This window comes from Pseudomonas sp. KBS0710 (assembly GCF_005938045.2).
GTDB lineage: Bacteria > Pseudomonadota > Gammaproteobacteria > Pseudomonadales > Pseudomonadaceae > Aquipseudomonas.
Map to the genome: position 1 here is coordinate 3,230,626 of NZ_VCCF02000001.1, position 23,604 is coordinate 3,254,229.

Here is a 23,604-nt window from a genome sequence, read left to right on the forward strand (position 1 = left end):
ATAACCGGAGTTCTACTCATGAAACTTGGTACCACTTTGGCCGCCGCGGCGACCCTCACCCTGCTCGCCAGCAGCATTGCCTTTGCCGCCGACGGCAAGACCTACAAGATCGGCGCGGCCGTCTACGGCCTCAAGGGCCAGTTCATGCAGAACTGGGTCCGTGAGCTCAAGGAACACCCGGCAGTCAAGGACGGCACCGTGCAACTGACCGTGTTCGACGGCAACTACGACGCCCTGACCCAAAACAACCAGATCGAAAACATGGTGACCCAGCACTACGACGCCATCCTGTTCGTACCGATCGACACCAAGGCGGGTGTCGGCACAGTGAAAGCCGCCATGAGCAACGACGTAGTGGTCATCGCCTCCAATACGAAAGTAGCCGATGCCTCCGTGCCTTATGTGGGCAACGACGACGTAGAGGGCGGCCGCCTGCAGGCCCAGGCCATGGTCGACAAGCTCAATGGCAAAGGCAATGTGGTGATCATCCAGGGCCCGATTGGCCAGTCGGCGCAAATCGACCGGGAAAAAGGCGAACTGGAAGTGCTGAGCAAGCACCCGGACATCAAGATCATCGAGAAAAAGACCGCCAACTGGGACCGCGCCCAGGCCCTGACCCTTACCGAAGACTGGCTGAACGCGCACCCCAAAGGCATCAACGGCGTGATCGCGCAAAACGACGACATGGCCCTCGGTGCCGTGCAGGCGTTGAAGTCCCACGGGTTGACCTCCAAGGACGTGCCGGTCACCTCTATCGACGGCATGCCGGACGCGATCCAGGCGGCGAAAAAAGACGAAGTCACCACCTTCCTGCAAGACGCCCAGGCTCAATCCCAAGGCGCGCTGGATGTGGCATTGCGTGCCCTGGCAGGCAAGGACTACAAGCCGCAGTCGGTGATCTGGGAGCGCTACGGCAAAGACGTGAAATGGGGCGATGGCACCGCCAAGAACTACATCCTGCCGTGGGTGCCCGTCACTAACGCGAATGCCGATGCGCTGTACCAGCAGGTCAGCGGCAGTAAATAACGGTCTCGACCTGTCAATGCATTCCAAATGTGGGAGCGGGCTTGCTCGCGAAGGCGGTGGATCAGCCAACTGATATGCCACCTGACACACCGTATTCGCGAGCAAGCCCGCTCCCACATTGGATCTTCATCGCTCTTCAGAGGGAATCATTCATGTCTGGATTCTGGAACCAAGCCTTCGACCTCACCGGCCGTTGCGCGGTGATCACCGGCGGCGCCGCCGGCATTGGCCTGGCCTGCGCCCACCTGCTGGTGGAGCGCGGCGCCCGCGTAGCCCTGCTCGACCGCGACCCGGCGGTGGTGCACGTCGCGGCCAGCCTGGGCGACGGGCACCTGGGCATTGCCGTCGACCTCGGCCAGATCGGCCAGATACACCACACCATCGACAGCGTATTCGAACATTTCCAACGCCTGGATTACCTGATCAACAGCGCCGGCGTGGTGTTGCTGGACAAGGCCATCGACGTTAGCGAAAGCGCCTGGGACACCACCCTGGACATCAACCTCAAGGCCAGCTTCTTCGTGGCCCAGGCTTGCGCCAGACACATGTTGGCGCAGGGCAGCGGGCGCATCGTCAACCTGGCCTCCCAGGCCGCCGTGATTGGCCTGGACCGTCACGTCGCCTACTGCGCGAGCAAGGCCGCCATCGTCGGCATGACCAAAGTGCTCGCCATGGAATGGGCGCCACAGATCAACGTCAACGCCATCTCCCCGACCATCGTCGAGACCGCCCTGGGCAAAAAAGCCTGGGCCGGTGAAGCGGGTGAGAAGGCCAAATTGCAGATCCCGGCGGGCCGCTTTGCCCAGCCGCAAGAAATCGCCGGGCTGGCGCTGTACCTGCTCAGCGACGCCGCGCAGATGATCACCGGCGCCAACATGGTGATCGATGGCGGCTACAGCATTCAGTAATTCATTTTTTGTCGTGAGGTTTAGTCATGTCCACCGTCACCGAACGCACACCTGAACAATTGTCCCCGGCCATCCCGAAAACCATGCAGGCCGTGGTCTGCCACGGGCCAGAAGACTATCGCCTGGAAACCGTAGATGTGCCCACACCCGGGCCGGACGAGATCCTCACCAAAGTCGAGCTGTGCGGCATCTGCATGGGTGACATCAAGACCTATCGCGGCGCGCCGTCGTTCTGGGGTGATGCCGAGCAACCGCGCTATGTGAAGCCGCCGATGATTCCCGGGCATGAGTTCGTCTGCCGTGTGGTCGCCCTCGGCCCAGGTGCAGAAAAACGCGGTGTGGCGGTCGGCGACCGAGTGATCTCCGAACAGATCGTGCCGTGCTGGGGCTGCCGTTTCTGCAACCACGGCCAGTACTGGATGTGCCAGAAGCACGACCTCTATGGCTTCCAGAACAATGTGCAGGGCGCCATGGCCCAGTACATGATCTTCACCAAGGAAGGCATCATCCACAAAGTGCCGGAATCCATCGCCCCGGATGAAGCCATTCTGATCGAGCCGCTGGCCTGCTCGCTGCACGCGGCCGAACGCGCGAATGTCGACCATGACGACGTAGTGGTGGTCGCCGGCGCCGGTACTTTGGGCCTGGGCATTATCGGTGCGGTACGCCTGCGCAACCCGAAAAAACTCATCGTGCTGGACATGAAACCCGAACGCGCCGCCCTCGCCCTGCGCATGGGTGCCGACGAGGTGTGGAACCCGGCCGCAGTCGACGTGATGGCCAAAATTCGCGAAATCACCGACGGTTATGGTTGCGACATTTATATCGAAGCCACCGGGCACCACAAGGCGGTGAACCAGGGCCTGGCGATGCTGCGCAAGCTGGGGCGTTTCGTCGAATTCAGCGTGTTTAATGACGAGGCCACGGTAGATTGGTCGATCATCGGCGACCGCAAGGAACTGGATATTTTGGGTTCACACCTGGGACCCTACATGTACCCGCGCGCCATCGATTTTATCGGCAACCGCAAGATCGACATGCGCGACGTGGTGACCCACAAGTTTGCGTTGGCGGACTTCAAGGAAGCATTTGCGGTGATGGAGCGTGGGGACAAGTCGCTCAAAGTAGTCCTCGAACCTTAAGAACACTACATACCCAAATGTGGGAGCGGGCTTGCTCGCGAAGACGGCGTGTCAGTCAACACATGTATCAACTGAACCACCGCTTTCGCGAGCAAGCCCGCTCCCACAGGGAATTGTTGTTGCCCTTCAAGAACAAGAACAGGAACCCGCGTTATGAATCGAGTGATCAACGATCCGGACCACGTGGTCGAGGACATGCTGCGCGGCATCCTGGTCGCGCACCCCGAGCTGCGCCAATACGAAACCAACCCAAGGGTCATCACCAAGGCCAAGCCATCGGCAGCCGGCCGCGTCGGCATTGTCACCGGCGGCGGCTCCGGCCATGAACCGGCCTTTCTCGGCTACGTCGGCCCGGGCCTGGTGGACGCCGTGGCCGTCGGCGAGATTTTCTCCTCGCCCACCGCCAAGAGCTTTTTCGACGCCTTCCGCGCCGCCGACCATGGTGCGGGCGTGGCCTGCCTGTACGGCAACTACGCCGGTGACAACATGAACGTGAAGCTGGCTATGAAAATGGCCGCCAGCAAAGACATGCGCATCCGCACCGTGGTCGCCAATGACGACGTGGCTTCCGCGCCCAAGGCCGATATTGCCAAGCGCCGTGGCGTGGCCGGCGAAATATTCATGTGGAAGATCGGCGGCGCTGCGGCCGCCCAGCATTACGATCTGGATGGCGTGATTCGCGTCGCACAGAAAACCGTGGATAACTGCCGCTCCATCGGCATCGGCCTCACGCCCTGCACCATCGCCGCTGTGGGCAAGCCGAACTTCCAGATTCCCGACGGCCAGATGGAACTGGGCATCGGCCATCACGGCGAACCGGGCATTGAAGTGATCGCCATTGAACCGGCTGCCGCCATGGCCGAGCGCATGCTCGCGCCGATCCTGGCCGACCGCGATTTCAGCCAGGATGACAGTGTGGTGGTGCTGGTCTCGGGCCTGGGGGCCACGCCGGTCATGGAGTTGTATGTGTTCTACGCCGAGGTCGAAAGCCAACTCAAGGCCAAGGGCTTGAAGATTCACCGTTGCTACGTCGGCAACTACTTCACCTCCCTGGAAATGATGGGCGTGACCCTGACCCTGCTCGGCCTAGACGCTGAGCTAAAAACCCTGATCGACCAACCCTGCCGTTCCATCGGCATGACCCAGGCGGAGTGAACCATGAGCCAGCATTTTTCCACCCGCGACGGCAGCGCCATTGTCGCTGACCTGGTCAGCGTGATCGTGGCCAACCGCGAGTACCTCAGTGAAATTGACGGCGCCATTGGCGACGGCGACCACGGCATCAATATGGCCAAGGGCTTTGCCCATTGCGGGCGCAGCCTCGAAGGTCGCCAGTTGACCCTGGCCGAAGCCCTGGATGAACTGACCCTGAGCCTGATGGAAGGCATCGGCGGCTCCATGGGGCCGCTGTATGGCAGCCTGTTTATCGGCATGGCCGATGAGGTGCGCAGCAGCGAGAACATCGACGCGGCAACCTTTGCCCACCTGCTGCGCGGCGGCCTGACCTCGTTGCAAGACATCACCGAAGCGGGCGTGGGCGACAAGTGCCTGATGGACACGCTGATCCCGGCGGTTGAAGCCTTTGAGCGTGCGCAGGCCAGTGGCGCGTCCTTTAGTGATGCGCTGGAGGCGATGAAAACTGCGGCGTCACAGGGGCGTGATTCGACCAAAGACCTGATCGCCAAAATCGGTCGCGCCAGCCGCCTGGGCGAGCGCTCGCTGGGGGTACTGGATGCGGGGGCGGTGTCGTGCTGCCTGATTCTTACGCGCCTGGCCGATTCCGTGCAGCCGCGGCTGACTGCTTGACCTGCTGGATATACCGTGCAACCGCCGGCGCTTTTTCAAAGCGCCGGTGAATCAGCGACAGCCACGAAGAGGCCTCATTCGCGCCCTGATGGATCGTGCGGTACACCACGCCTGGCAAATTCACGTGCCCGACCATCGACGCCGGCACCACCGCCACGCCCTGCCCTAACGACACCAACGCCACCACCGCGACCAGGCCGCCCGGCTGCGGCCCCAGGCTCGGTGCGAAACCACCCTGTGCCGCAACATGCAAAGTGCCGCTGATTTGTTCGGGCAATATAAACGTCTCGTTTTGCAGGTGTTCGCAGCCGATGACCTTAAGACCCAGCAGCCAGGAGTCCTGAGGCAGCGCCAACACAAAGCCTTCGCTGTCCAGGCGCACCGCCTCCACACTGTCAGGCAAGGTCATGGGCGAGCGGATATAGCCAATGTCATAACGCCCGTCGGCTACCGCACTGGGTAACGTCGCCATTGCGCATTCGCGCACATTCACGCTCACATCGGGAAACGCCTGGCCGAACGCCTGCATCTGTTTTTGCAGCAACCCCGAATACACCGCCGACGCCACATAGCCCAATTCGATATGCCCGATTTCCCCGCGCCCGGCGCGCTGGGCGTTGCGTTGGGCGAACTCGAACTGGCGCACGGTGGCTTCGGCTTCGATCAGCAACGCGGCGCCGGCTTCGGTGAGACTGACCTCACGTTGCTGACGGATAAACAGGCGCGTGCCCAGGGTGGCTTCCATGTCCTGGATCTGTCGGCTCAAGGTCGGCGGCGCGATGCCCAGTTGCTCAGCGGCGCGGGTGAAATTGCGCTGCCGGGCGACGGCGAGAAAGTAGCGGAAATGGCGGATTTCCATTCAGGCATTAGCTCAAAGGTAATGAAGTGTCGGTTCCCAGCTAATAAAACGAGCCTTAGCCAGGGATAAGCTCAGCGTACACCCACATTGAGGCGCCTGCGATGCACACTAATGGTCTTTCCCACATTACCTGTAAGGCAATCAAGCCATGAGCCAGGTCAGCCCGCGCCTCACCCTGCTGACCGCCTCGGGTGTCTGCTCGCTGATTGTGCTCGACACCAATATCGTCGCCGTCACCCTGCCGAGTATCGCGCGCGACCTGGGTGCGAATTTCGCCGATATCGAGTGGGTGGTCAGCGCCTATATGCTGGCGTTCGCCGCCCTGTTACTGCCCGCCGGCAGCATCGCCGACCGCTTTGGTCGCAAGCGATCGCTGATCTGGGGCTTGAGCATTTTCATCCTCGCCTCGCTGGGCTGTGGCGCTGCACCGAATGCGTTGTTGCTGGACCTTGCCCGCGCCGTCAAAGGCGTCGGCGCAGCCTTGCTGCTGACCTCTGCCCTGGCGTCCATCGGCCACACCTTTCACGATGAAATCGAGCGTGCCAAAGCCTGGGCATTCTGGGGCGCGTGCATGGGCGTGGCGATGACCGCCGCGCCCACCCTGGGCGGCGTGATCACCCAGTACCTGGGCTGGCGCTGGATCTTCTACCTCAACCTGCCCGTGGGCCTGGGGTTGATGGCGCTGGTGCTGCGGGCGATCCCCGAATCGCGCGACACTCAATCTGCGCGCCTGGACCCCTGGGGCAGCCTGGCCTTCAGTGCCAGCTTGCTGTGCCTGATCTGGGGCTTGATCGAGGCCAATCGCATCGGCTGGGACAGCCCGCTGACCTACGCACGCCTGATCGGCGGCGCAGTGTTGCTGGGGGTGTTTATACTGGTCGAACGTCTGCAACAACGGCCCATGGTCGACTTGCAACTGTTCCGGCACCCGCGTTTTATCGGCGCGCTGCTGGGAATGTTTGCCTACGCCGGCTGTGCCCAGGTGATGATGACGTTACTGCCGTTTTACCTGCAGAACGGCCTGGGTTTTTCTGCCATAGCGTCGGGCCTGGGCATGTTGCCGTTTGCCTTGACCATGCTGATTTGCCCACGCATTGGTGCACGACTGGCCGGGCGTTTTGCGCCTGCAACGATGATGGCAACCGGCTTGACCCTGGTGGGCTGCGGCAACCTGTTAAGCGCCTGGGCGGTGAATGTGGGCGGTTATCTGCCCTTCGCGCTGGCGATTGCCGTGACCGGCGCCGGTGCGGGCCTGCTCAATGGCGACACGCAGAAAAACATCATGGCCTGCGTGCCACGTGACCGTGCGGGCATGGCGTCGGGCATGAGCACCACCATGCGTTTCAGCGCGATTATGTTGGCCATTGGCGTGTATGGGGCGTTGCTCACCAGCCATAGCGAGCAGTTGCTGAGCACGAGTATCGACCCGCAATGGCAGGCCCAGGTGGCGGGGATTGCGTCGCGAGTAGTGGCCGGGGATATGCCGGCGGCGATGGGCTTGCTGCCGGAACCGGCGCGAGTGCTGGTGCAACCGTTGGCGCGGCAGGCGTTTGTGGGTGGGTTCAGCGGGGTGTTGTGGGCGGCGGGGTTGTTGGGGTTACTGGGGGCATTGGTGGTGGGGACGCTGATGCGAAAGCCGATTCCCGCCCTGGCGCAAAACTAAATGTGGGAGCGGGCGTGCTCGCAAAAGCAGTGTGTCAGTCACCACGTGTATCAACTGAACCACCGCATTCGCGAGCAAGCCCGCTCCCACACTGGGATCGCCTACAGCCTATAGTTACCAGAACCGCTGCTGGGTCAACCGGCTCCACCAGGTCAGCAACACGCGGTCCACCGAACCGCTGGCCGCCAGGCCCACGCGTTCCTGCAGGCTTTTACGCTCGGCGTAGTGCAGGTGGAACACGTCGGCGGTCTTGGCCTTGGTGGCCAGGTATTCGTCGCTGGTTTGCAGTTCATCGACCAACTGTTTGTCGAGCGCTGCAACACCCAGCCACACTTCTCCGGTCGCGACATCATCGATTGCCAGCTGCGGGCGATAGCGCGAGACGAAGTTCTTGAACAACTGATGGGTGATGTCCAGGTCTTCCTGGAACTTCTCCCGGCCCTTCTCGGTGTTTTCGCCAAACACGGTGAGGGTGCGTTTGTACTCACCGGCGGTCAGCACTTCAAAGTCGATGTCGTGCTTTTTCAGCAGGCGGTTGACGTTGGGCAACTGCGCCACCACGCCGATGGAGCCGAGGATGGCAAACGGTGCGCTGATAATCTTCTCGCCGATGCACGCCATCATGTAGCCGCCGCTGGCCGCAACTTTGTCGATGCACACGGTCAACGGCACGCCGGCCTGACGGATACGCGCCAGCTGCGATGAGGCCAGGCCATAGCTGTGCACCATGCCGCCGCCGCTTTCCAGGCGCAGCACCACTTCATCCTTGGGCGTGGCCAGGCTCAGCAGCGCGGTGATTTCATGGCGCAGGCTCTCGGTGGCCGAGGCCTTGATGTCGCCGTCAAAATCCAGCACAAATACCCGTGGCTTGGCCTCGGGTTTCTTTTTGCTGTTCTTCTTTTCGGTTTTGCTCTCGGATTTGCGCAGGGCCTTGAGCTGGTCCTTGTCGAGCAGGCTCGATTCGAGGCGCTCACGCAGGCCTTTGTAGAAGTCATTGAGCTTGCTGACCTGCAATTGGCCGGCGGATTTGCGCCGCCCCTTGCTGCGCAGCGCGGCGAAACTGATCAGTACCACCAGAATAGCGACCACCAGGGTGACGGTCTTCGCTAGAAAGCTCGCGTATTCAGCCAAAAAATCCATATGTCTCCTCAAAAAGCACGGCGCCAGGCGCGGATGGCCCCAGCATACCGACGGCACCGCCTTCGGACCAGTGCTCAAACCGCCAGCAGTCGGCCTCTAACGCGCTTTTAAAACAAGCGTATGTTTTTTCATTGACAGCTCGCAGGCATCCTCATAACCTCGCCAGACTTTCAACGTACCGGGAAAACGGACGTGGGCAGCATCTATCTGATTCGACATGGCCAGGCCTCCTTCGGTGCAGACGACTATGACGTCCTGTCGCCCGTCGGCGTGGAGCAAGCGCAAGTCCTCGGTCGCCACCTGGCCGACCTGGGCCTCACGTTTGACCGCTGCCTGTCTGGCGACCTGCGTCGCCAGCAACACACCGCCACCGCCGCATTCGATCAATACCGCACCCTCGGCCTGCCAGCCCCAACGCTGGAAATCGACCCGGCCTTCAACGAGTTCGACGGCGAAGCGATCATCCGCGCCCTGCTCCCCGACCTGCTGACCACCGAGCCCCACGCCGTGGATATCCTGCGCAACGCTGCGCAAAACCGCAGCGAGTTCCAGCGCATTTTCGCCCTGATCATCGAACGCTGGCTGGCCGGCACTTACGATCCGCCCGGGCTGGAAAGCTGGCTGGGTTTCGTGGAGCGTGTGCAGGGTGGCCTGCAACGCATCCTGGAAGCCGCCGAAAACACCGACAAGATCGCCGTGTTTACTTCCGGCGGCACCATTACCGCACTGCTCCACCTGATTACCCGAATGCCTGCCGCGCAGGCCTTCGAACTGAACTGGCAAATTGTTAACACCTCGCTCAACCAGCTTAAATTCCGTGGTCGCGAGGTGGCACTGGCTTCCTTCAACAGTCATACCCACTTGCAACTGTTGAAGGCGCCGCAGCTCATCACGTTCCGGTGAACTGCGGCCAACCGTGACCCCAAGGTCACTGGACTCTACCTTAAAGGATCGAAACCATGACTGACGTAGCCAAAGCTGTAGAAGCAATGAAAGCCAAATTCAACCCAGCCGCCGCCGACGGCCTGGACCTGGTGTTCGGTTTCCGTATCGACGACACCCAGAACTTCTCGCTGGTGGTGAAAAACAACACCTGCGAACTGCTGGAAGGCGAAAACCCTGACGCCCAAGTCACTCTGGTGATGGACGCCGAAACCATGAAAGGCATCGTCAGCGGCGAGACCGACGGCATGCAGGCCTTCATGGGCGGCAAGCTGCGCACCGAAGGCGACATGATGCTGGCCATGAAACTGAGCGAGCTGTTCCCGTCCTGATAAGGCCGCGCTCAAAAAAAATCCCGCCTTTCGGCGGGATTTTTCGTTCAGCCTGCTTCCCGGTCAGCGGGTATTGGCATTATCCATTTCTTCGAACGTGTCCATGTACGCAGGGTCATTACCATCGTTTTCACGAATCACACGCCCTTCATACTCGGCGGTGATTTCACCGGTATTGACGTCAAGCCCAACCACGATCACCAGCTTGTATTTGCCCACTTGCAAGTACATGTCATAGAGGTCCCGGGGTTCATCGGGCGCCATAAAAAAGCTGTAGCTGTAACGTACACGCCTGGTTAACACGGGCCACTGTGCTTCAAACGTGCGGGAATCGAAGGATGGGAGCACATCGCTGATTCCACGCAGCGCGGCCTCGACCAGTTGGTCATTGTCCTTGGCTTTGAAGACCACCGGATGCGTGCGAGTCATCGACCGCATCGGGTTGGGGACAATATCCGTTTCAAGGCGGTACATGCCGCTGCTGAACCATTTTGTTGCATCGAAGGTGTCGTCACCTTTCTCGCATTCGCGGCAATGCATCATCAGCGGGGCCGCGGCGCTTTCTCGGGAATACAGTGACGTGATGGACACACCGAAGGTGATCAGCAATGCCCACAATAGGCCTGCACTGCCAACTCGCGCGATAACATTCGCCATCGTCTACATCCTTGTCTGGAGGGGCGGCGAATTTACCTGATTCAGACCTTTTGGTGGCGGGAATTTTTTGCCGGCCAGTTCGCAAGCGATGTCGTTTCAATGTGGGAGCTGGCTTGCCTGCGATGGCGGTGGGTCAGCCCACCCGTGTGTGGCTGATACACCGCCATCGCAGGCAAGCCAGCTCCCACAGAAAAGCGAGTCAGTGGTGCAGCTTAGATTTTCGGCTGCAATAGCAACGCCACCAACGCACTCCACCCTGTCTGATGCGATGCCCCCAGCCCGCGCCCGGTTTCGCCGTGGAAATACTCATGGAACAACACCAGATCGCGACTGGCCGGGTCTGCTTCCAATTGCGCATAGCCTGCCATTGATGGGCGCAGGCCATTTTCATCACGTAAAAACAAGCGCGTGAGACGTTGGCTGAGGCTGTCGGCCACTTCTTCAAGGGACGCCAGATAACCACTGCCCGTCGGGTACTCAACCGAGAAATTGTCCGCGTAGTAGCGGTGAAACTCGCGCAACGATTCGATCAGCATGTAGTTCACCGGCATCCACAGCGGCCCGCGCCAATTGGAGTTGCCGCCGTACAAACGTGAGTCGGACTCGCCGGGCTGGTAGCGCGCACACAGGGTGTCGCCGTTCATCTTCAGGGCCAGTGGCTGCTCGGCGAAAGCCTTGGATAACGAGCGCACGCCAAACGTCGACAAAAACTCCTGATCATCGAGCATGCGCCGCAGCAGGTCCTTGGTGCGCTCGCCCCGTAGCAAGGCGAGCAACAGGCGGTTGCCCTGCCCCGGTTCGTTCCAGCGCGACACCAGCTTGGCCAAATCCGGCCGGTGCTTCATGAAACCCAGCAGTCGCTCACGCAAGCCTTGCAGCCCTTCGTGCTCGCGTTGCTCCAGCACCAACACAGCAAACAACGGCATCAGGCCGACGATGGAGCGCAGGCGCACCGGCTCGTTCTGGCCGTCCGGGCGGTGCAACACATCGTAGAAGAACTGGTCCTGCTCATCCCACAAGCCTTCGGCGCTGTCGTCAACACGGTTGATCGCGCCGGCGATGTAGAGGAAGTGCTCGAAAAACTTCACCGCGATATCCACGTACACAACATTGCGCTTGGCCAGTTCCAGGCCGATGCGCATCAAATCCAGGGCATAGGCCGCGACCCACGCAGTGCCGTCGGCCTGATCCAGCTGGTAGCCGGGCGGCAAAGTGGCGGAGCGGTCGAACAAGGCGATGTTGTCCAGGCCCAGGAAGCCGCCCTGGAACAGGTTGCGGCCCTCGGCGTCCTTGCGGTTGACCCACCAGGAAAAATTCAGCAGCAGCTTGTGGAAGATCCGCTCGAGGAAATCCATGTCGCCCACGCCGGTCAACGCCTTTTCCTGCTGATACACGCGCCAACTGGCCCAGGCGTGTACCGGCGGGTTGGCGTCGTCGAAACGCCATTCATACGCCGGCAGTTGGCCATTGGGGTGCATAAAGCGGTCTTTGACCAGCAACAACAACTGTTGCTTGGCATACCCCGGATCAATTAGCGCCATCGCCACGGCCTGGAAGCCCTGGTCCCAGGAGGCGTACCACGGGTACTCCCAGGTGTCGGGCATGGACAAAATGTCGAAGTTGGACAAGTGCCGCCAATGGGTATTACGGATGTGCAAGCGCTCGGGCGGCGGTGCGGGTTGTGCCGGGTCGCCGTCGAGCCACTGGTTTACATCAAAGTAGTAGAGCTGCTTGGACCACAGCAGCCCGGCCAGGGCCTGACGCTGCACATTGCGCGCGTCATCATCGGCAATGCCTTGCTGCAGGGCGGCGTAGAAGTCGTCGGCCTCTTGGCGGCGCAGTTCGAACAGTTTGCGTGCATTGACCTCTGGCGCGTCCACCGGCGCAAAGCGCAGGTAGAGGGTTTTGCTCTCCTGGCCCGCCAGTTCGAGGATAAAACGCGCGGCCACCTTGGTGCCCACGTCCCGGCGGATTGCCGAGTCTGCGCCACCCACCACATAGTCGTTGATGCCATCCTTGAACGGCCCCGGCGCCGGTTGCCCATCGAGCTTGGGGAAGTTGCTTTCGTTTTCGCAGAACAGCCACTCCAGGCCGTCCTGGCCCCAGGCACTGAGATGGCGGTCGGACAGCTCATGGTGCCGGGCCAGCACCCGCTCACCGTCCAGGCGCAACTGCGGCTTGGGCGCGTCAAAGGTCCAGCTCCAGTCATTACGCGCCCACAGTTGGGGCAGCACCTGCACACGCGTCGGCTGGTCCGCGCGGTTGTGCACAGTGACGCGCATGAAAATATCGTCGGGCTGATGCTTGGCGTATTCGACCGTTACATCACAGTAGCGGTTGTCTTCGAATACGCCGGTGTCGAGCACTTCGTACTCGGCATCCTCAAGCCCACGGCGGGCGTTTTCGGCGATCAGGTCGGCATAGGGAAAAGGCGCGTGCGGGTATTTGTAGAGCATGCGCATATAGGCATGGCTGGGCACGCCGTCGACAAAAAAGTACAGCTCCTTGACGTCTTCTCCGTGGTTGCCCTCGGCGTTATTGAGGCCGAACAGGCGCTCCTTGAGGATACTGTCACGCTCGTTCCACAGCGCCAGGCCCAGGCACCAGCGTTGCGCCTTGTCACTGAAACCCGCCAGGCCGTCCTCGCCCCAACGGTAGGCGCGGCTGCGGGCGTGTTCGTGGGGGAAGTAGGCCCAGGCATCGCCGTCGGCGCTGTAGTCTTCGCGCACCGTGCCCCATTGGCGCTCACTTAAATACGGGCCCCACTCGCGCCAACCCTCGGCGTCTAGGGCGGCCAGGCGCTGGCCTTCAATAGTTGCAAGGATGTTGGTTGCGGGCGTGGCCGTCATTGGGTCCTCCATCACTGACACAGTGAGGGGCAGTGTAAAACCCATCCGTGCGCGGATGCACATGAAGTCGTGTTTGCGCGCGCAAAAAAAAGAGGCCGCTGTTTAGGCGGCCTCCGTTTGTGGCGGCGCGAGCTTAGAAGATCGCGTAGGTGTAGTTGAAGATCAGGCGCGTTTGGTCCTGGTCCGCAGTACCGGTGTTGTGCCCTTTGTAGGTACCGGTACGGAAGGTGGTGCCAAAACCTTTGAGCGGGCCTTGCTGCACGACGTAGTCGAGGCGGAAGTCGGTTTCGTTTTCTTTCTGATCGGAGCCGCCGGCTACTTTGGACTTGATGCCCGTGCCGTCCAGGTACGCCACGGAAGCTTTCAAGCCAGGTACAAAAGCCTTGAAGTCATAGGAATACTGGCCAAAATTGACCTGCTCGCCCGCACGGGAGAACTGGCCAACCACGGCATCGGTGAACAGGTAGAAGTCGCTGCCGCCCGCGCCTTGTGCGTTTGGATCAGCGATGCTGCCCTGGTTGACCCAGACGAAGCCGCCGTCATCGCTCACACCGATGTGACCGAGCATCAGGCTGCTGCCGCCCAATTGGTAGGTGAACGCGGCGCTGTAGGTTTTGTTGTCCACTTCGCCGGCATGCTTGGCGTAGCCGCCGTTGTTATTGAACTGATAGCCGGCTTCGCCGTTGCGACCGTCGCTGGTGCTGTCGAAGTAGCGCAGGTCAGTCTTGAACGACTGGTCGTTGCCCAATGGCAGCACGTGAACCAGGCCGAAGTAGTTCTGTTTGTAGAAGTCTTGCAGGTCGGCGTAGTAGTACTGCAACGTCAGGTTTTTAGCGATGGCGTTGTCAGAGGAGCCAAACGGTTTGTAGTCCACGCCGCCGAACTTGAAGCTGTCGCTGTCGCGGGTACCGCCGGCAACGCTCAAGCCTGTGGAGTTGCTGGAAGCACGGCCTTCGGCACGGTTGAGTTCACCACCGGTGAAGGTCACGTTGGGGATGTCGTTGGAGGTCAGGATGCCGCCGTCAAAGGTCTGCGGCGCCACACGGCTGTCGTTGGAGACCAGGATAGGCAACACCGGGGCCAAACCGCCGCCGACGTGCAACTCGGTCTGGGAAATGCGGAACTTCACGTTACCCGCAGCGCGGCCGAAACTGTCGGCGGGTTCAGTGCCGTTGTTTTTGGTCGGGAAAAAGCTGTTGCCGTTACCCGCCAGGCCCGGGCCTGCGGCGTGGCCGTCGCCACCGTCCAGACGCAAGGCGCCGAACGCCATCACGTCAAAACCGACGCCAAGGGTGCCTTGGGTGTAGCCGGATTTGTAGTCAAAACGCAGCAAGGTCGCGGCTTCGCGCAGATCGTTGCTGGTGCCCGAACGGTTGTCCGCGCTGTAGTACATGGTCCGCGAGCTGACAGCCGCATGGCTGTCTTCAAGAAAACCGCTGTGCCCCGTGCCCGTGCCCAGCGAACCGAGCCCGAAGTCATCAGCGCACGCTTGTTGCGCGAGCAACGCTGCGGTGATGGATAACGCCAGTGTAGAAATTTTCATGTGTAACGGCCCCTAAACATTTTTTTATGTGCGTTGTGTGCAAACGGCGTTTTCATCCCTACAAACGTAACGATTGTTTCATGAGGACCGGGGCGCGCCTCGTGAAGAATTAGTTAGGAAAGTAGCCGCGAAAATGAAATTTTCCTGGCCTCGATTTTTGTCACATTTGCGTCATTTCATTCATTTGCAGAATGAAGTCCTGAGGATTCTTCGTTTGCCAGCCCTTCTAAAGCCCAACAGAATCCAGAGAAAGGCCGCACCCTCACCACCGTGTTCAGGAATTTTTCTATGCCCAGCGCCGCGTATGTCAGCCCCGACGAGATTCGCAAAGACTTTTCCAGGGCCATGTCCGACATGTACCGAGATGAAGTTCCGCTGTACGGCGCGCTGATGGAACTGGTAGCCGAGACCAACACGCGGGTTTTGGAGAGTCATTCGGGCCTGGCCACCCAGCTGCAGCGCACCGGTGAAATGGAGCGCCTGGCCATGGAACGCCACGGCGCCATCCGCCTGGGCACCGCCCATGAGCTAGCCACCATCGGCCGTCTGTTTGCGGTGATGGGCATGCAGCCGGTGGGCTACTACGACCTCACACCCGCCGGTGTACCGGTGCATTCCACCGCCTTTCGCGCCGTGCATGAACAGGCGCTGCAGGCCAGCCCGTTCCGCGTGTTCACGTCCTTGCTACGCCTGGAACTGATCGAAAACCTCGAGCTGCGCGCCTTCGCCGAAAGCGCTCTGGCCAAACGCTCGATTTTCACCCCTGGCGCCTTGGCACTGATCGAGCAAGCCGAACGCGACGGCGGCCTGAACGCGGCGGATGCCCAAGCGTTTATCCGCCAAGCCCTGGAGACCTTCCGCTGGCACCACACCGCCACCGTGACCGGCGCCCAGTACCAGCAACTGAGCGACCAGCATCGCCTGATTGCCGACGTGGTGGCGTTCAAAGGCCCGCACATCAATCATTTGACGCCACGCACCCTGGACATCGACCAGGTGCAGGCCGCGATGCCCGGCAAAGGCATCACGCCCAAAGCCGTGATCGAGGGCCCACCACGTCGCCAGTGCCCGATCCTGCTGCGCCAGACCAGCTTCAAGGCGCTCGACGAACCCATCGCGTTTACTGACGCAAAAGGCAGCCACAGCGCGCGTTTCGGCGAAATAGAACAACGCGGTGTGGCGTTAACGCCAAAGGGCCGCGCCCTGTACGACCAACTGCTGAACGCGGCGCGCGACGAACTGGGCGCTTTCCCGAATGAGGGCAACGCAGCACGTTATGTCGAATTGATGGAGCAACACTTCCAGGCCTTCCCCGATAACCACGCGCAGATGCGTGAACAGGGCCTGGCATACTTTCGCTACTTCGTCACCGAGCAAGGCTTGGCGACGCGCGGCCAGGCCGATTCAGCGCAGACGCTGGAGGCCTTGGTGGCGGCCGGGCACGTGGCGGTGGAGCCTTTGGTGTACGAGGATTTTCTGCCGGTGAGTGCGGCGGGGATTTTCCAGTCGAACCTGGGCGATGCCGCGCAAAGTCACTACACGGCCCATTCAAACCAGGCTCAATTCGAGCAGGCGCTGGGGCGTGGGACGATTGATGAGTTGAAGCTGTATGCCGAGACGCAGCAGCGCTCCATAGATGAATGCATCCAGGCGCTGCGTGCATGAAACAGGATGCCCACCCGGCTCAGCAGCGCAATCCTTGCGCCGCAACGGTCCCCAGAGCCGGGTGGACGGCCGGCATAATAAGCAGTGAAGCGCCGGCTGTCCCTCAGACAATTCTGAACAAATATTACCGTCCCGTTGTAGGAGCAAGTTGCTCCACAACCTTGTCTTTGACCAACAATCGTTTCTTCTTCAACTTCTCCAATTCCTCGTCGGCCCCACCTGAGGACTCGAACGCGAGCACCTCTTTATCAGCGGCATCGTATTGTTCGAGCAGCGAATTCAACCGGTCATCGCTTTTCCTGCGTTCGTGAACAGCTTCCTTGCTCAAACCCAAATCCTGATACAGGTCGTGTTTCACTGGCATGGAGTACCTCCGCAAGTTGATCAATGGCCTACGCCTTGAAACTAGCCCATTCCAAGGGGTCTTGTCATGTCTTGGGTCAAGGCGGTCCCGTTCGTCGTAATGCGCACGATGGGATCAAACCTTTGCCGTGCCCTGCCCTCCACTGTAGATCGCCACCCGAGGGAGAACGGTTTCATGACTCACGCTGCCACTGCTGTCGACACCCAATGCATCAACACGATTCGCACCCTGGCCATGGATGCCGTGCAGAAGGCCAATTCCGGCCACCCCGGCACGCCCATGGGCCTGGCGCCGGTGGGCTACACGCTGTGGAGCCGCTTCCTGCGTTACCACCCCGAACACCCGGACTGGCCTAACCGCGACCGCTTTGTCTTGTCGGTGGGGCACGCCTCGATGTTGTTGTATTCGCTGCTGCACCTGGCCGGTGTGGTCGAGATTGATTCCCACGGCAAGCGCTCCGGCCAGCCGGCGATCAGCCTGGACGACATCAAGCAATTCCGGCAGATGAGCTCCAAGACGCCCGGCCACCCCGAATACCGCATGACCACCGGCGTGGAAACCACCACCGGCCCGCTGGGCCAGGGCTGCGCCAACAGCGTCGGCATGGCCATGGCCGAGCGCTGGCTGGGCAAACGCTTTAACCGCGACGGCCAGGTGCTGTTCGACTACAACGTCTACACCCTGTGCGGTGACGGCGACATGATGGAAGGCATCAGCAGCGAAGCGGCGTCGATGGCCGGGCACTTGAAGCTCGATAACCTGTGCTGGATCTACGACAACAACACCATCAGCATCGAAGGCCACACCGAGCTGGCGTTCAGCGAAGACGTGATCAAGCGCTTCCAGGCCTATGGCTGGCACACCTTGCACGTTACCGATGCCAACGACCTGCAAGCCCTGAGCGCAGCGTTGGAAACCTTCCAGGCCAACACCGGCGCGCCGACCCTGATTGTGGTCGACAGCGTGATCGGCTACGGCTCACCGCACAAACACAACACTGCCGCCGCCCATGGCGAGCCATTGGGCGATGATGAGATCCGCCTGACCAAGGCGGCCTATGGCTGGCCGCAGGATTCCAGTTTCCTGGTGCCCGACGACACCCGCACGGTGCTACGCGATGCGCTGCTTGAGCGCAGCCAACCGCTGTATGAAGCCTGGCAGAAAAATCTGGCGCAGCTGGAACAGTACGAACCGGAACGGGCCGATGAATTGCGCCGCATGCGCGCCGGCGAAATGCCGGAGCATTGGCAGGACGAATTGCCCCACTTCGACACCGACGCCAAGGGCGTGGCCAGCCGCGCCGCCGGCGGCGAGGTGCTGAATGCCTTCGCGCAACAAATCCCCTGGCTGCTGGGCGGCTCGGCGGACCTGTCGCCCTCGACCAAGACCAACCTCACCTTCGACGGCGCCGGGCGTTTCAGTGCCGATGACTACAGCGGGCGCAACCTGCACTTCGGCATCCGCGAACACGCCATGGGCGCGATTGCCAATGGCATGGCGCTGTCCTACCTGCGGCCGTACACCTCGACCTTCCTGGTGTTCAGCGACTACATGAAACCGCCGATCCGCCTGGCGGCAATCATGGAATTGCCGGTGGTGTTTGTGTTTACCCATGACTCCATCGGCGTCGGTGAAGACGGCCCGACTCACCAGCCCATCGAGCACCTGACGCAACTGCGCGCCACACCGGGGTTGCTGACCCTGCGCCCGGGCGACGCCAACGAAACGCTGGAACTGTGGAAGGTGGCCCTGGCGCAAACCCATCGGCCGAGCTGCGTGGTGTTATCGCGCCAGGCATTGCCGACCTTGGATCGCACAAAATATGCGGCGGCGTCCGGGGCGGCCAAAGGCGCTTATGTGCTGGCGGGTGCTGACAAGCCCGAAGTTCTGCTGTTGGCAACGGGCAGTGAAGTGAGCCTGGCGGTGGCGGCTTATGAGCAGTTGAAAGCTCAAGGCATTGCCGCTCAGGTGGTGTCGATGCCCAGCTGGGAATTGTTTGAAGACCAGGATCAGGCGTATCGCGACAGCGTCTTGCCACCCGCGGTAAAAGCCCGTGTGGTGCTGGAACAGGCAGGCCCCCTGGGTTGGGACCGCTATGTCGGGCAGACCGGCGCCAAGGTGGTGATGAACAGCTTTGGCGCATCAGCACCGTTGGCCAAGTTGCAGGAGAAGTTCGGGTTTACGGTGGAGAATGTGGTGAAGCAGGCCAAGGAGCAGATTCGCCTGGCTGGGCGTTGAAGGTGGTCGCCTAGGATCACGATCACAAGCGCAGAACAACTGTGGGAGCGGGCTTGCTCGCGAATGCGGTGTATCAGTGACAGATGTATTGACTGACCCACTACATTCGCGAGCAAGCCCGCTCCCACATTTTGACCATATCAAGGCTTAGACCAACTCCCGCGCCAGAAACGGTGCGGTACGGCTGGCTTTGCTTTTGGCCACCTTCTGCGGCGTACCACGAGCCACCACCTTCCCGCCCAGATCCCCAGCCCCCGGCCCAATATCAATCACCCAATCACTCTGGGCCACCACCCGCATCTCATGCTCCACCACAACCACCGTGTGCCCCGCGTCCACCAGATGATTAAGCTGGCTAAGCAAACGGTCCACATCCCGTGGATGCAAACCGGTAGTCGGCTCATCCAGCACATACAAGGTGGCGCCCCGGGCATTGCGTTGCAGCTCGGTCGCCAACTTGATCCGCTGCGCCTCACCACCGGACAGTTCAGTCGCCGGCTGCCCCAGACGCAAATACCCCAGGCCGATATCGCGCAATACCAACAACGAACGCAACACCCCCGGCTGCTCGGCAAACACCTCGACCGCCTGTTCCACCGTCAACCCCAGCACTTGGGCAATGCTCAAGCCTTGCCACTTGATCGCCAACGTCTCAGGGTTATAACGCGCCCCATGACACGTCGGGCACGGCGCATACACGCTGGGCATAAACAGCAACTCGACACTGACAAACCCTTCCCCTTCGCAATGGGGGCAACGGCCTTTGGCGACGTTGAAAGAGAACTGCCCGGCATCGAAATGACGCTTCCTGGCCGCCGGTGTTGCCGCAAACAATTTGCGCACGTTATCGAACAGCCCGGTGTAGGTCGCCAGGTTGGAACGCGGCGTGCGGCCGATGGGCTTCTGGTCCACCTGCACCAGACGTCGAATCTGTTCCAGGCCACTGCTGATCCGCCCGCCACTGCTTTGTGGAGCATCATCTTCAAGGCTCGGTTCTTCGTCGCTTTCCAGCACACGCCCCAGCCCCGTGCCCACCAGTTCCAACAGCGCCTGGCTGACCAGGCTGGATTTGCCCGAACCGGAAATACCCGTCACCGCCGTAAAGCAACCCAGCGGGAAATCCACGCTCAGGTCCTTGAGATTATTACGCGTCACGCCTTCAAGCTTCAGCCAACCGGTCGGCTCACGTCGCGTCGTGCTGCAAGCGCGGCGCTTGGCGAACAGATACTCGCGCGTCTGCGACGCCTGCACATCCGCCAACCCGGCGGGCGGGCCGCTGTACAGCACTTGCCCGCCGTGCTCACCGGCAGCCGGGCCCACGTCGATCAGCCAGTCGGCGCGGCGCATGGTTTCCAGGTCGTGCTCCACCACAAACAACGAATTGCCGGCGGCTTTTAAACGCTCAAGTGCAGTAAACAATGCTTCGCCATCTGCCGGGTGCAGGCCCGCCGAGGGCTCGTCCAGCACATAGATCACGCCGAACAGCTGCGAACCCAATTGGGTGGCCAGGCGCAGGCGCTGCAATTCCCCGGACGACAAGGTCGGCGTGCTGCGCTCCAGGGACAGATAGCCCAGACCCAGCTCGGTGAGGGTGCTGACCCGCTCCAGCAAGTCCTGGGCGATACGCTGGGCGGCCAGGCGTTTTTCCACCGACAGTTTCATCGTGTCCTGCCCCGCCGCCACCGGGCGCAGCAGCTCGGCCAACTGCGCCAGCGACAGCTGCGACAACGCGCCGATGTCCACCCCAGCAAATTTCACCGACAGCGCCGCCTTGTTCAAGCGCTTGCCTTCACACGCCGGGCAGGCACTGCCCTGCATGAACTGCGACACACGCTTTTTCATCAGTGCGCTTTGGGTGTGGCTGAAGGTGTGCAGGATATAGCGCCGCGCACCACTGAACGTGCCCTGGTAGCTCGGCTCCAGCTTGCGTTTCAGCGCATCGCGGGTCTGCTGTGGGGTGAAGCCTGCGTACACCGGCACGGTGGGGGTTTCTTCGGTAAACAGAATCCAGTCGCGCTGCTTTTTCGGCAGGTCGCGCCATGGGATGTCCACGTCATAGCCCAGGGTCACGAGGATGTCGCGCAGGTTCTGCCCCTGCCACGCCAACGGCCAGGACGCCACCGCACGCTGGCGAATGGTCAAGGACGGATCGGGCACCATCAGCGCCTCGGTCACCTCATACACGCGGCCCAAACCGTGGCAGTGCGGGCAGGCGCCCTGGGGCAGGTTGGGTGAGAAGTCCTCGGCATACAGCATCGCCTGCCCCGGCGGATAACTGCCGGCGCGCGAGTACAGCATGCGGATCAAGCTCGACAAGGTGGTGACGCTGCCCACCGACGAGCGCGCACTCGGCGTGCCGCGCTGCTGTTGCAGGGCAACGGCCGGTGGCAGGCCTTCGATGGAGTCCACATCGGGCACGCCGACCTGGTCAATCAGGCGCCGCGCATAGGGCGCCACCGATTCAAAATAGCGGCGCTGAGCCTCGGCATACACCGTGGAAAATGCCAGGGACGATTTGCCGGAACCCGACACGCCGGTAAACACCACCAGGGCATCCCGGGGAATGTCTACATCGACGTTACGCAGGTTGTGTTCGCGGGCGCCGCGCACACGCACAAAGCCTGGGCGCTGGGCAGTGATCGGGGGGATGTTGCGCTGTGAGGTCATGGGCAACCTTGTCTGGCGGTGAGCACGCTGCGCACCCGTTGCGTGAGGGCTTCGGGGCTGTAGGGCTTGCTCAGCAGATGAATGTCGGGGCTCAGCAAATGAGTGCTGGAAAGAATGTCGCGGGTGTGGCCGGACGTGAACAGCACCGCCACCGGCGGGTGCTGCACGCGTGCCCAGTCGGCCAGGTCGGTGCTTTTGACCCGGCCGGGCATCACCACGTCGGTAAAGATCAGGTCCGGGCGCACGTCGTTTTGCAGGGCTTGCATGGCCCGGTCGCCGTCTTCGGCGGTCAGTACGGTGTAGCCCGATTGCTGCAGCAACTCGACCACGGTCAGGCGCACGCCTTCGTTGTCCTCGACCACCAGGATGGTTTCCTGGCCGCCGCTGTGGGTTGCCTGCTCGGTGTCGACCTCACCACATTCGGGTTCCAGGCTACGGGGGAAATACATCTGCACCACCGAGCCTTTGCCCTCCTCACTCCGTACGTCCACATGCCCGCCGCTTTGGCGTACAAAACCGAACACCATGCTCAGGCCCAGGCCGGTGCCATGCCCTTCACGCTTGGTGGTAAAGAACGGCTCGAACGCACGTTTAAGTACTTCCTGGGGCATGCCGACACCGGTGTCGGTCACCGCCAGGCGCACGTATTCGCCGGGCTTGATGCTTTTACCCACGCAATCGCCAGGGTTGAGGATGATATTTTCGCCACTGATGCGAATCACCCCCTCACCTTGCATGGCATCGCGGGCATTGATCGCCAGGTTGAGCAGCGCGTTTTCCAATTGGTTGCGGTCGACATTGATGCACCAGGAATCCTGGGGCAGTTGCACGTCGATATGAATGGTCTCCCCCAGCGCCCGTTGCAGCAGTTCACCTAAACCGGCGTAGATGCGTTGCGGGTTGTACACCGCCGGCGACAACGGCTGGCGACGCGCAAACGCCAGCAGTTGCGAGGACAGCTTGGCACCGCGTTCCACCGCCGCGATGGCCGCTGTAACGCGGCGCTGCACCTGGGGGTTGTCCGGCTCGTGGCGGGCCAACAGGTGCAGGTTGCCGGCGATCACTTGCAGCAGGTTATTGAAGTCATGGGCCACGCCGCCGGTCAGGCCGCCGATGGCTTCAAGCTTCTGCGATTGGCGCAACTGGTCTTCGGCGGCGGAACGCGCTTGCACTTCGGCGGCAACGCGTTGCTCCAGGTTGTGGGTCAGCTCCTGGCGCAGGCGCTCGGAATGCACATGCTCGGTGGTTTCCACCACAATCGCCAACACCCCGGCCGGCTGCTGATTGTCCCCGGCGACGGGGCTGTAATAGAGGTCCAGCCACACGGTTTCCGGCTTGCCGTTACGCAACAACACCAGGTCCTTGTTGTTAAACGTCAAGGTGCCACCCGCCAGGCAGGTGCCCACCACGTGGCGATTGAACTCGGCCACTTCCGGCCAGCCCAGCTCCACCGGCGTGCCGAGCAAATACGGATGCCGACCGCCGGCAAACACCGAATAGCTGTCGTTGTAGATCATGTAGCCCGCCTGCCCCCACAGCATCACCATCGGCACGGGCGAGGCCAGCATCATCTGCACGTTGCAGGCCAGGCTGGCGCTCCAGGTGTCGATCGGACCCAGGTCGGTCGTCGACCAATCGAAGGCGCGGATCCGCTGGGCCATTTCACCGGACCAGCCTTCACAGCCATGGGGGTTGGATAAAAACTGCATCGGTTGGCTCTGTGCAAAATGAGGGCAGGGGCAACGTTTTGGAGCGCGTCGGCGGCGGATGGTTTCACTTGTTATACGTTAGGAGGTAACGCAG

The 23,604-nt window shown here is 61.3% G+C and carries 18 protein-coding genes; 10 read left to right on the plus strand and 8 right to left on the minus strand.

Going from position 1 to position 23,604, the window contains the following annotated elements; genetic code table 11:
• Positions 1–18 precede the first annotated feature (18 nt).
• The 5 genes from FFI16_RS14375 (at position 19) to dhaL (ending at position 4,882) form a co-directional block, all read left to right on the plus strand.
• On the plus strand, positions 19–1,026 hold the full coding sequence (locus FFI16_RS14375; RefSeq protein WP_138815739.1) for a substrate-binding domain-containing protein: 1,008 nt from the start codon (positions 19–21) through the stop codon (positions 1,024–1,026).
• A 152-nt stretch (positions 1,027–1,178) separates the two neighbouring features.
• Complete coding sequence (locus tag FFI16_RS14380; protein WP_138815738.1) at positions 1,179–1,934, plus strand: SDR family oxidoreductase; 756 nt, start codon at positions 1,179–1,181, stop codon at positions 1,932–1,934.
• Between the two features lie 26 nt (positions 1,935–1,960).
• A complete protein-coding gene (locus FFI16_RS14385; protein WP_138815737.1) occupies positions 1,961–3,076 on the plus strand; it encodes an alcohol dehydrogenase catalytic domain-containing protein in 1,116 nt (371 codons plus the stop codon).
• Between the two features lie 153 nt (positions 3,077–3,229).
• On the plus strand, positions 3,230–4,231 hold the full coding sequence (locus FFI16_RS14390; RefSeq protein ID WP_138815736.1) for a dihydroxyacetone kinase subunit DhaK: 1,002 nt from the start codon (positions 3,230–3,232) through the stop codon (positions 4,229–4,231).
• Between the two features lie 3 nt (positions 4,232–4,234).
• Positions 4,235–4,882, plus strand: a complete 648-nt coding sequence (gene dhaL / locus FFI16_RS14395; RefSeq protein WP_138815735.1) for a dihydroxyacetone kinase subunit DhaL — start codon at positions 4,235–4,237, stop codon at positions 4,880–4,882.
• On the opposite strand, the gene FFI16_RS14400 is transcribed toward dhaL, so the two are convergent.
• Positions 4,839–5,741: a LysR family transcriptional regulator gene (locus FFI16_RS14400; RefSeq protein WP_138815734.1), complete on the minus strand. Its 903-nt coding sequence runs from the start codon at positions 5,739–5,741 to the stop codon at positions 4,839–4,841. The genes dhaL and FFI16_RS14400 overlap by 44 nt on opposite strands.
• 148 nt (positions 5,742–5,889) lie before the next feature.
• Between FFI16_RS14400 and FFI16_RS14405 the strand changes: the two genes are divergently transcribed.
• Positions 5,890–7,404 (plus strand): MFS transporter, encoded by a 1,515-nt coding sequence (locus FFI16_RS14405; RefSeq protein WP_138815733.1) that lies wholly within the window; start codon positions 5,890–5,892, stop codon positions 7,402–7,404.
• Positions 7,405–7,518: 114 nt separating this feature from the next.
• On the opposite strand, the gene sohB is transcribed toward FFI16_RS14405, so the two are convergent.
• Complete coding sequence (sohB, locus tag FFI16_RS14410; protein ID WP_138815732.1) at positions 7,519–8,544, minus strand: protease SohB; 1,026 nt, start codon at positions 8,542–8,544, stop codon at positions 7,519–7,521.
• A 192-nt stretch (positions 8,545–8,736) separates the two neighbouring features.
• On the opposite strand from sohB, the gene FFI16_RS14415 reads away from it, so the two are divergent.
• Both FFI16_RS14415 and FFI16_RS14420 read left to right on the plus strand, forming a co-directional pair.
• Positions 8,737–9,447 (plus strand): histidine phosphatase family protein, encoded by a 711-nt coding sequence (locus FFI16_RS14415; RefSeq protein WP_138815731.1) that lies wholly within the window; start codon positions 8,737–8,739, stop codon positions 9,445–9,447.
• Between the two features lie 56 nt (positions 9,448–9,503).
• The gene (locus FFI16_RS14420) at positions 9,504–9,818 is read left to right on the plus strand and encodes an SCP2 sterol-binding domain-containing protein (protein WP_071493079.1); all 315 of its coding nucleotides are present in this window, start codon (positions 9,504–9,506) and stop codon (positions 9,816–9,818) included.
• A gap of 63 nt (positions 9,819–9,881) precedes the next feature.
• Here the strand turns inward: FFI16_RS14420 and FFI16_RS14425 are convergent, their stop codons facing one another.
• The 3 genes from FFI16_RS14425 to FFI16_RS14435 all read right to left on the minus strand — a co-directional run bounded on the left by FFI16_RS14425 (position 9,882) and on the right by FFI16_RS14435 (position 14,867).
• Positions 9,882–10,475: a hypothetical protein gene (locus tag FFI16_RS14425; protein WP_099489582.1), complete on the minus strand. Its 594-nt coding sequence runs from the start codon at positions 10,473–10,475 to the stop codon at positions 9,882–9,884.
• A gap of 212 nt (positions 10,476–10,687) precedes the next feature.
• Positions 10,688–13,324, minus strand: a complete 2,637-nt coding sequence (locus FFI16_RS14430) for a glucosidase (RefSeq protein ID WP_138815730.1) — start codon at positions 13,322–13,324, stop codon at positions 10,688–10,690.
• Positions 13,325–13,457: 133 nt separating this feature from the next.
• A complete protein-coding gene (locus tag FFI16_RS14435) occupies positions 13,458–14,867 on the minus strand; it encodes an OprD family outer membrane porin (RefSeq protein ID WP_138815729.1) in 1,410 nt (469 codons plus the stop codon).
• Positions 14,868–15,155: 288 nt separating this feature from the next.
• On the opposite strand from FFI16_RS14435, the gene FFI16_RS14440 reads away from it, so the two are divergent.
• Entirely contained in the window at positions 15,156–16,532 is a 1,377-nt protein-coding gene (locus FFI16_RS14440) for a VOC family protein (RefSeq protein ID WP_138815728.1), read from the plus strand.
• A 124-nt stretch (positions 16,533–16,656) separates the two neighbouring features.
• Here the strand turns inward: FFI16_RS14440 and FFI16_RS14445 are convergent, their stop codons facing one another.
• The gene (locus FFI16_RS14445; protein WP_138815727.1) at positions 16,657–16,896 is read right to left on the minus strand and encodes a DUF465 domain-containing protein; all 240 of its coding nucleotides are present in this window, start codon (positions 16,894–16,896) and stop codon (positions 16,657–16,659) included.
• A 174-nt stretch (positions 16,897–17,070) separates the two neighbouring features.
• Between FFI16_RS14445 and tkt the strand changes: the two genes are divergently transcribed.
• Positions 17,071–19,134 (plus strand): transketolase, encoded by a 2,064-nt coding sequence (tkt, locus tag FFI16_RS14450; protein ID WP_138815726.1) that lies wholly within the window; start codon positions 17,071–17,073, stop codon positions 19,132–19,134.
• A 147-nt stretch (positions 19,135–19,281) separates the two neighbouring features.
• Here tkt and uvrA read toward each other — a convergent pair whose 3' ends face one another.
• Both uvrA and FFI16_RS14460 read right to left on the minus strand, forming a co-directional pair.
• Entirely contained in the window at positions 19,282–21,801 is a 2,520-nt protein-coding gene (gene uvrA / locus FFI16_RS14455; RefSeq protein WP_138815725.1) for an excinuclease ABC subunit UvrA, read from the minus strand.
• Positions 21,798–23,510: an ATP-binding protein gene (locus tag FFI16_RS14460; protein WP_138815724.1), complete on the minus strand. Its 1,713-nt coding sequence runs from the start codon at positions 23,508–23,510 to the stop codon at positions 21,798–21,800. The genes uvrA and FFI16_RS14460 overlap by 4 nt, the downstream gene beginning before the upstream one ends.
• Positions 23,511–23,604 lie beyond the last annotated feature (94 nt).

Coding starts and splice junctions, on each gene's coding strand:
- FFI16_RS14375 (WP_138815739.1), top strand. CDS start 19: ATGAAACTTGGTACCACTTTGGCCGCCGCGGCGACCCTCACCCTGCTC.
- FFI16_RS14380 (WP_138815738.1), top strand. CDS start 1,179: ATGTCTGGATTCTGGAACCAAGCCTTCGACCTCACCGGCCGTTGCGCG.
- FFI16_RS14385 (WP_138815737.1), top strand. CDS start 1,961: ATGTCCACCGTCACCGAACGCACACCTGAACAATTGTCCCCGGCCATC.
- FFI16_RS14390 (WP_138815736.1), top strand. CDS start 3,230: ATGAATCGAGTGATCAACGATCCGGACCACGTGGTCGAGGACATGCTG.
- dhaL (WP_138815735.1), top strand. CDS start 4,235: ATGAGCCAGCATTTTTCCACCCGCGACGGCAGCGCCATTGTCGCTGAC.
- FFI16_RS14400 (WP_138815734.1), bottom strand. CDS start 5,741: ATGGAAATCCGCCATTTCCGCTACTTTCTCGCCGTCGCCCGGCAGCGC.
- FFI16_RS14405 (WP_138815733.1), top strand. CDS start 5,890: ATGAGCCAGGTCAGCCCGCGCCTCACCCTGCTGACCGCCTCGGGTGTC.
- sohB (WP_138815732.1), bottom strand. CDS start 8,544: ATGGATTTTTTGGCTGAATACGCGAGCTTTCTAGCGAAGACCGTCACC.
- FFI16_RS14420 (WP_071493079.1), top strand. CDS start 9,504: ATGACTGACGTAGCCAAAGCTGTAGAAGCAATGAAAGCCAAATTCAAC.
- FFI16_RS14425 (WP_099489582.1), bottom strand. CDS start 10,475: ATGGCGAATGTTATCGCGCGAGTTGGCAGTGCAGGCCTATTGTGGGCA.
- FFI16_RS14430 (WP_138815730.1), bottom strand. CDS start 13,324: ATGACGGCCACGCCCGCAACCAACATCCTTGCAACTATTGAAGGCCAG.
- FFI16_RS14435 (WP_138815729.1), bottom strand. CDS start 14,867: ATGAAAATTTCTACACTGGCGTTATCCATCACCGCAGCGTTGCTCGCG.
- FFI16_RS14440 (WP_138815728.1), top strand. CDS start 15,156: ATGCCCAGCGCCGCGTATGTCAGCCCCGACGAGATTCGCAAAGACTTT.
- FFI16_RS14445 (WP_138815727.1), bottom strand. CDS start 16,896: ATGCCAGTGAAACACGACCTGTATCAGGATTTGGGTTTGAGCAAGGAA.
- tkt (WP_138815726.1), top strand. CDS start 17,071: ATGACTCACGCTGCCACTGCTGTCGACACCCAATGCATCAACACGATT.
- uvrA (WP_138815725.1), bottom strand. CDS start 21,801: ATGACCTCACAGCGCAACATCCCCCCGATCACTGCCCAGCGCCCAGGC.
- FFI16_RS14460 (WP_138815724.1), bottom strand. CDS start 23,510: ATGCAGTTTTTATCCAACCCCCATGGCTGTGAAGGCTGGTCCGGTGAA.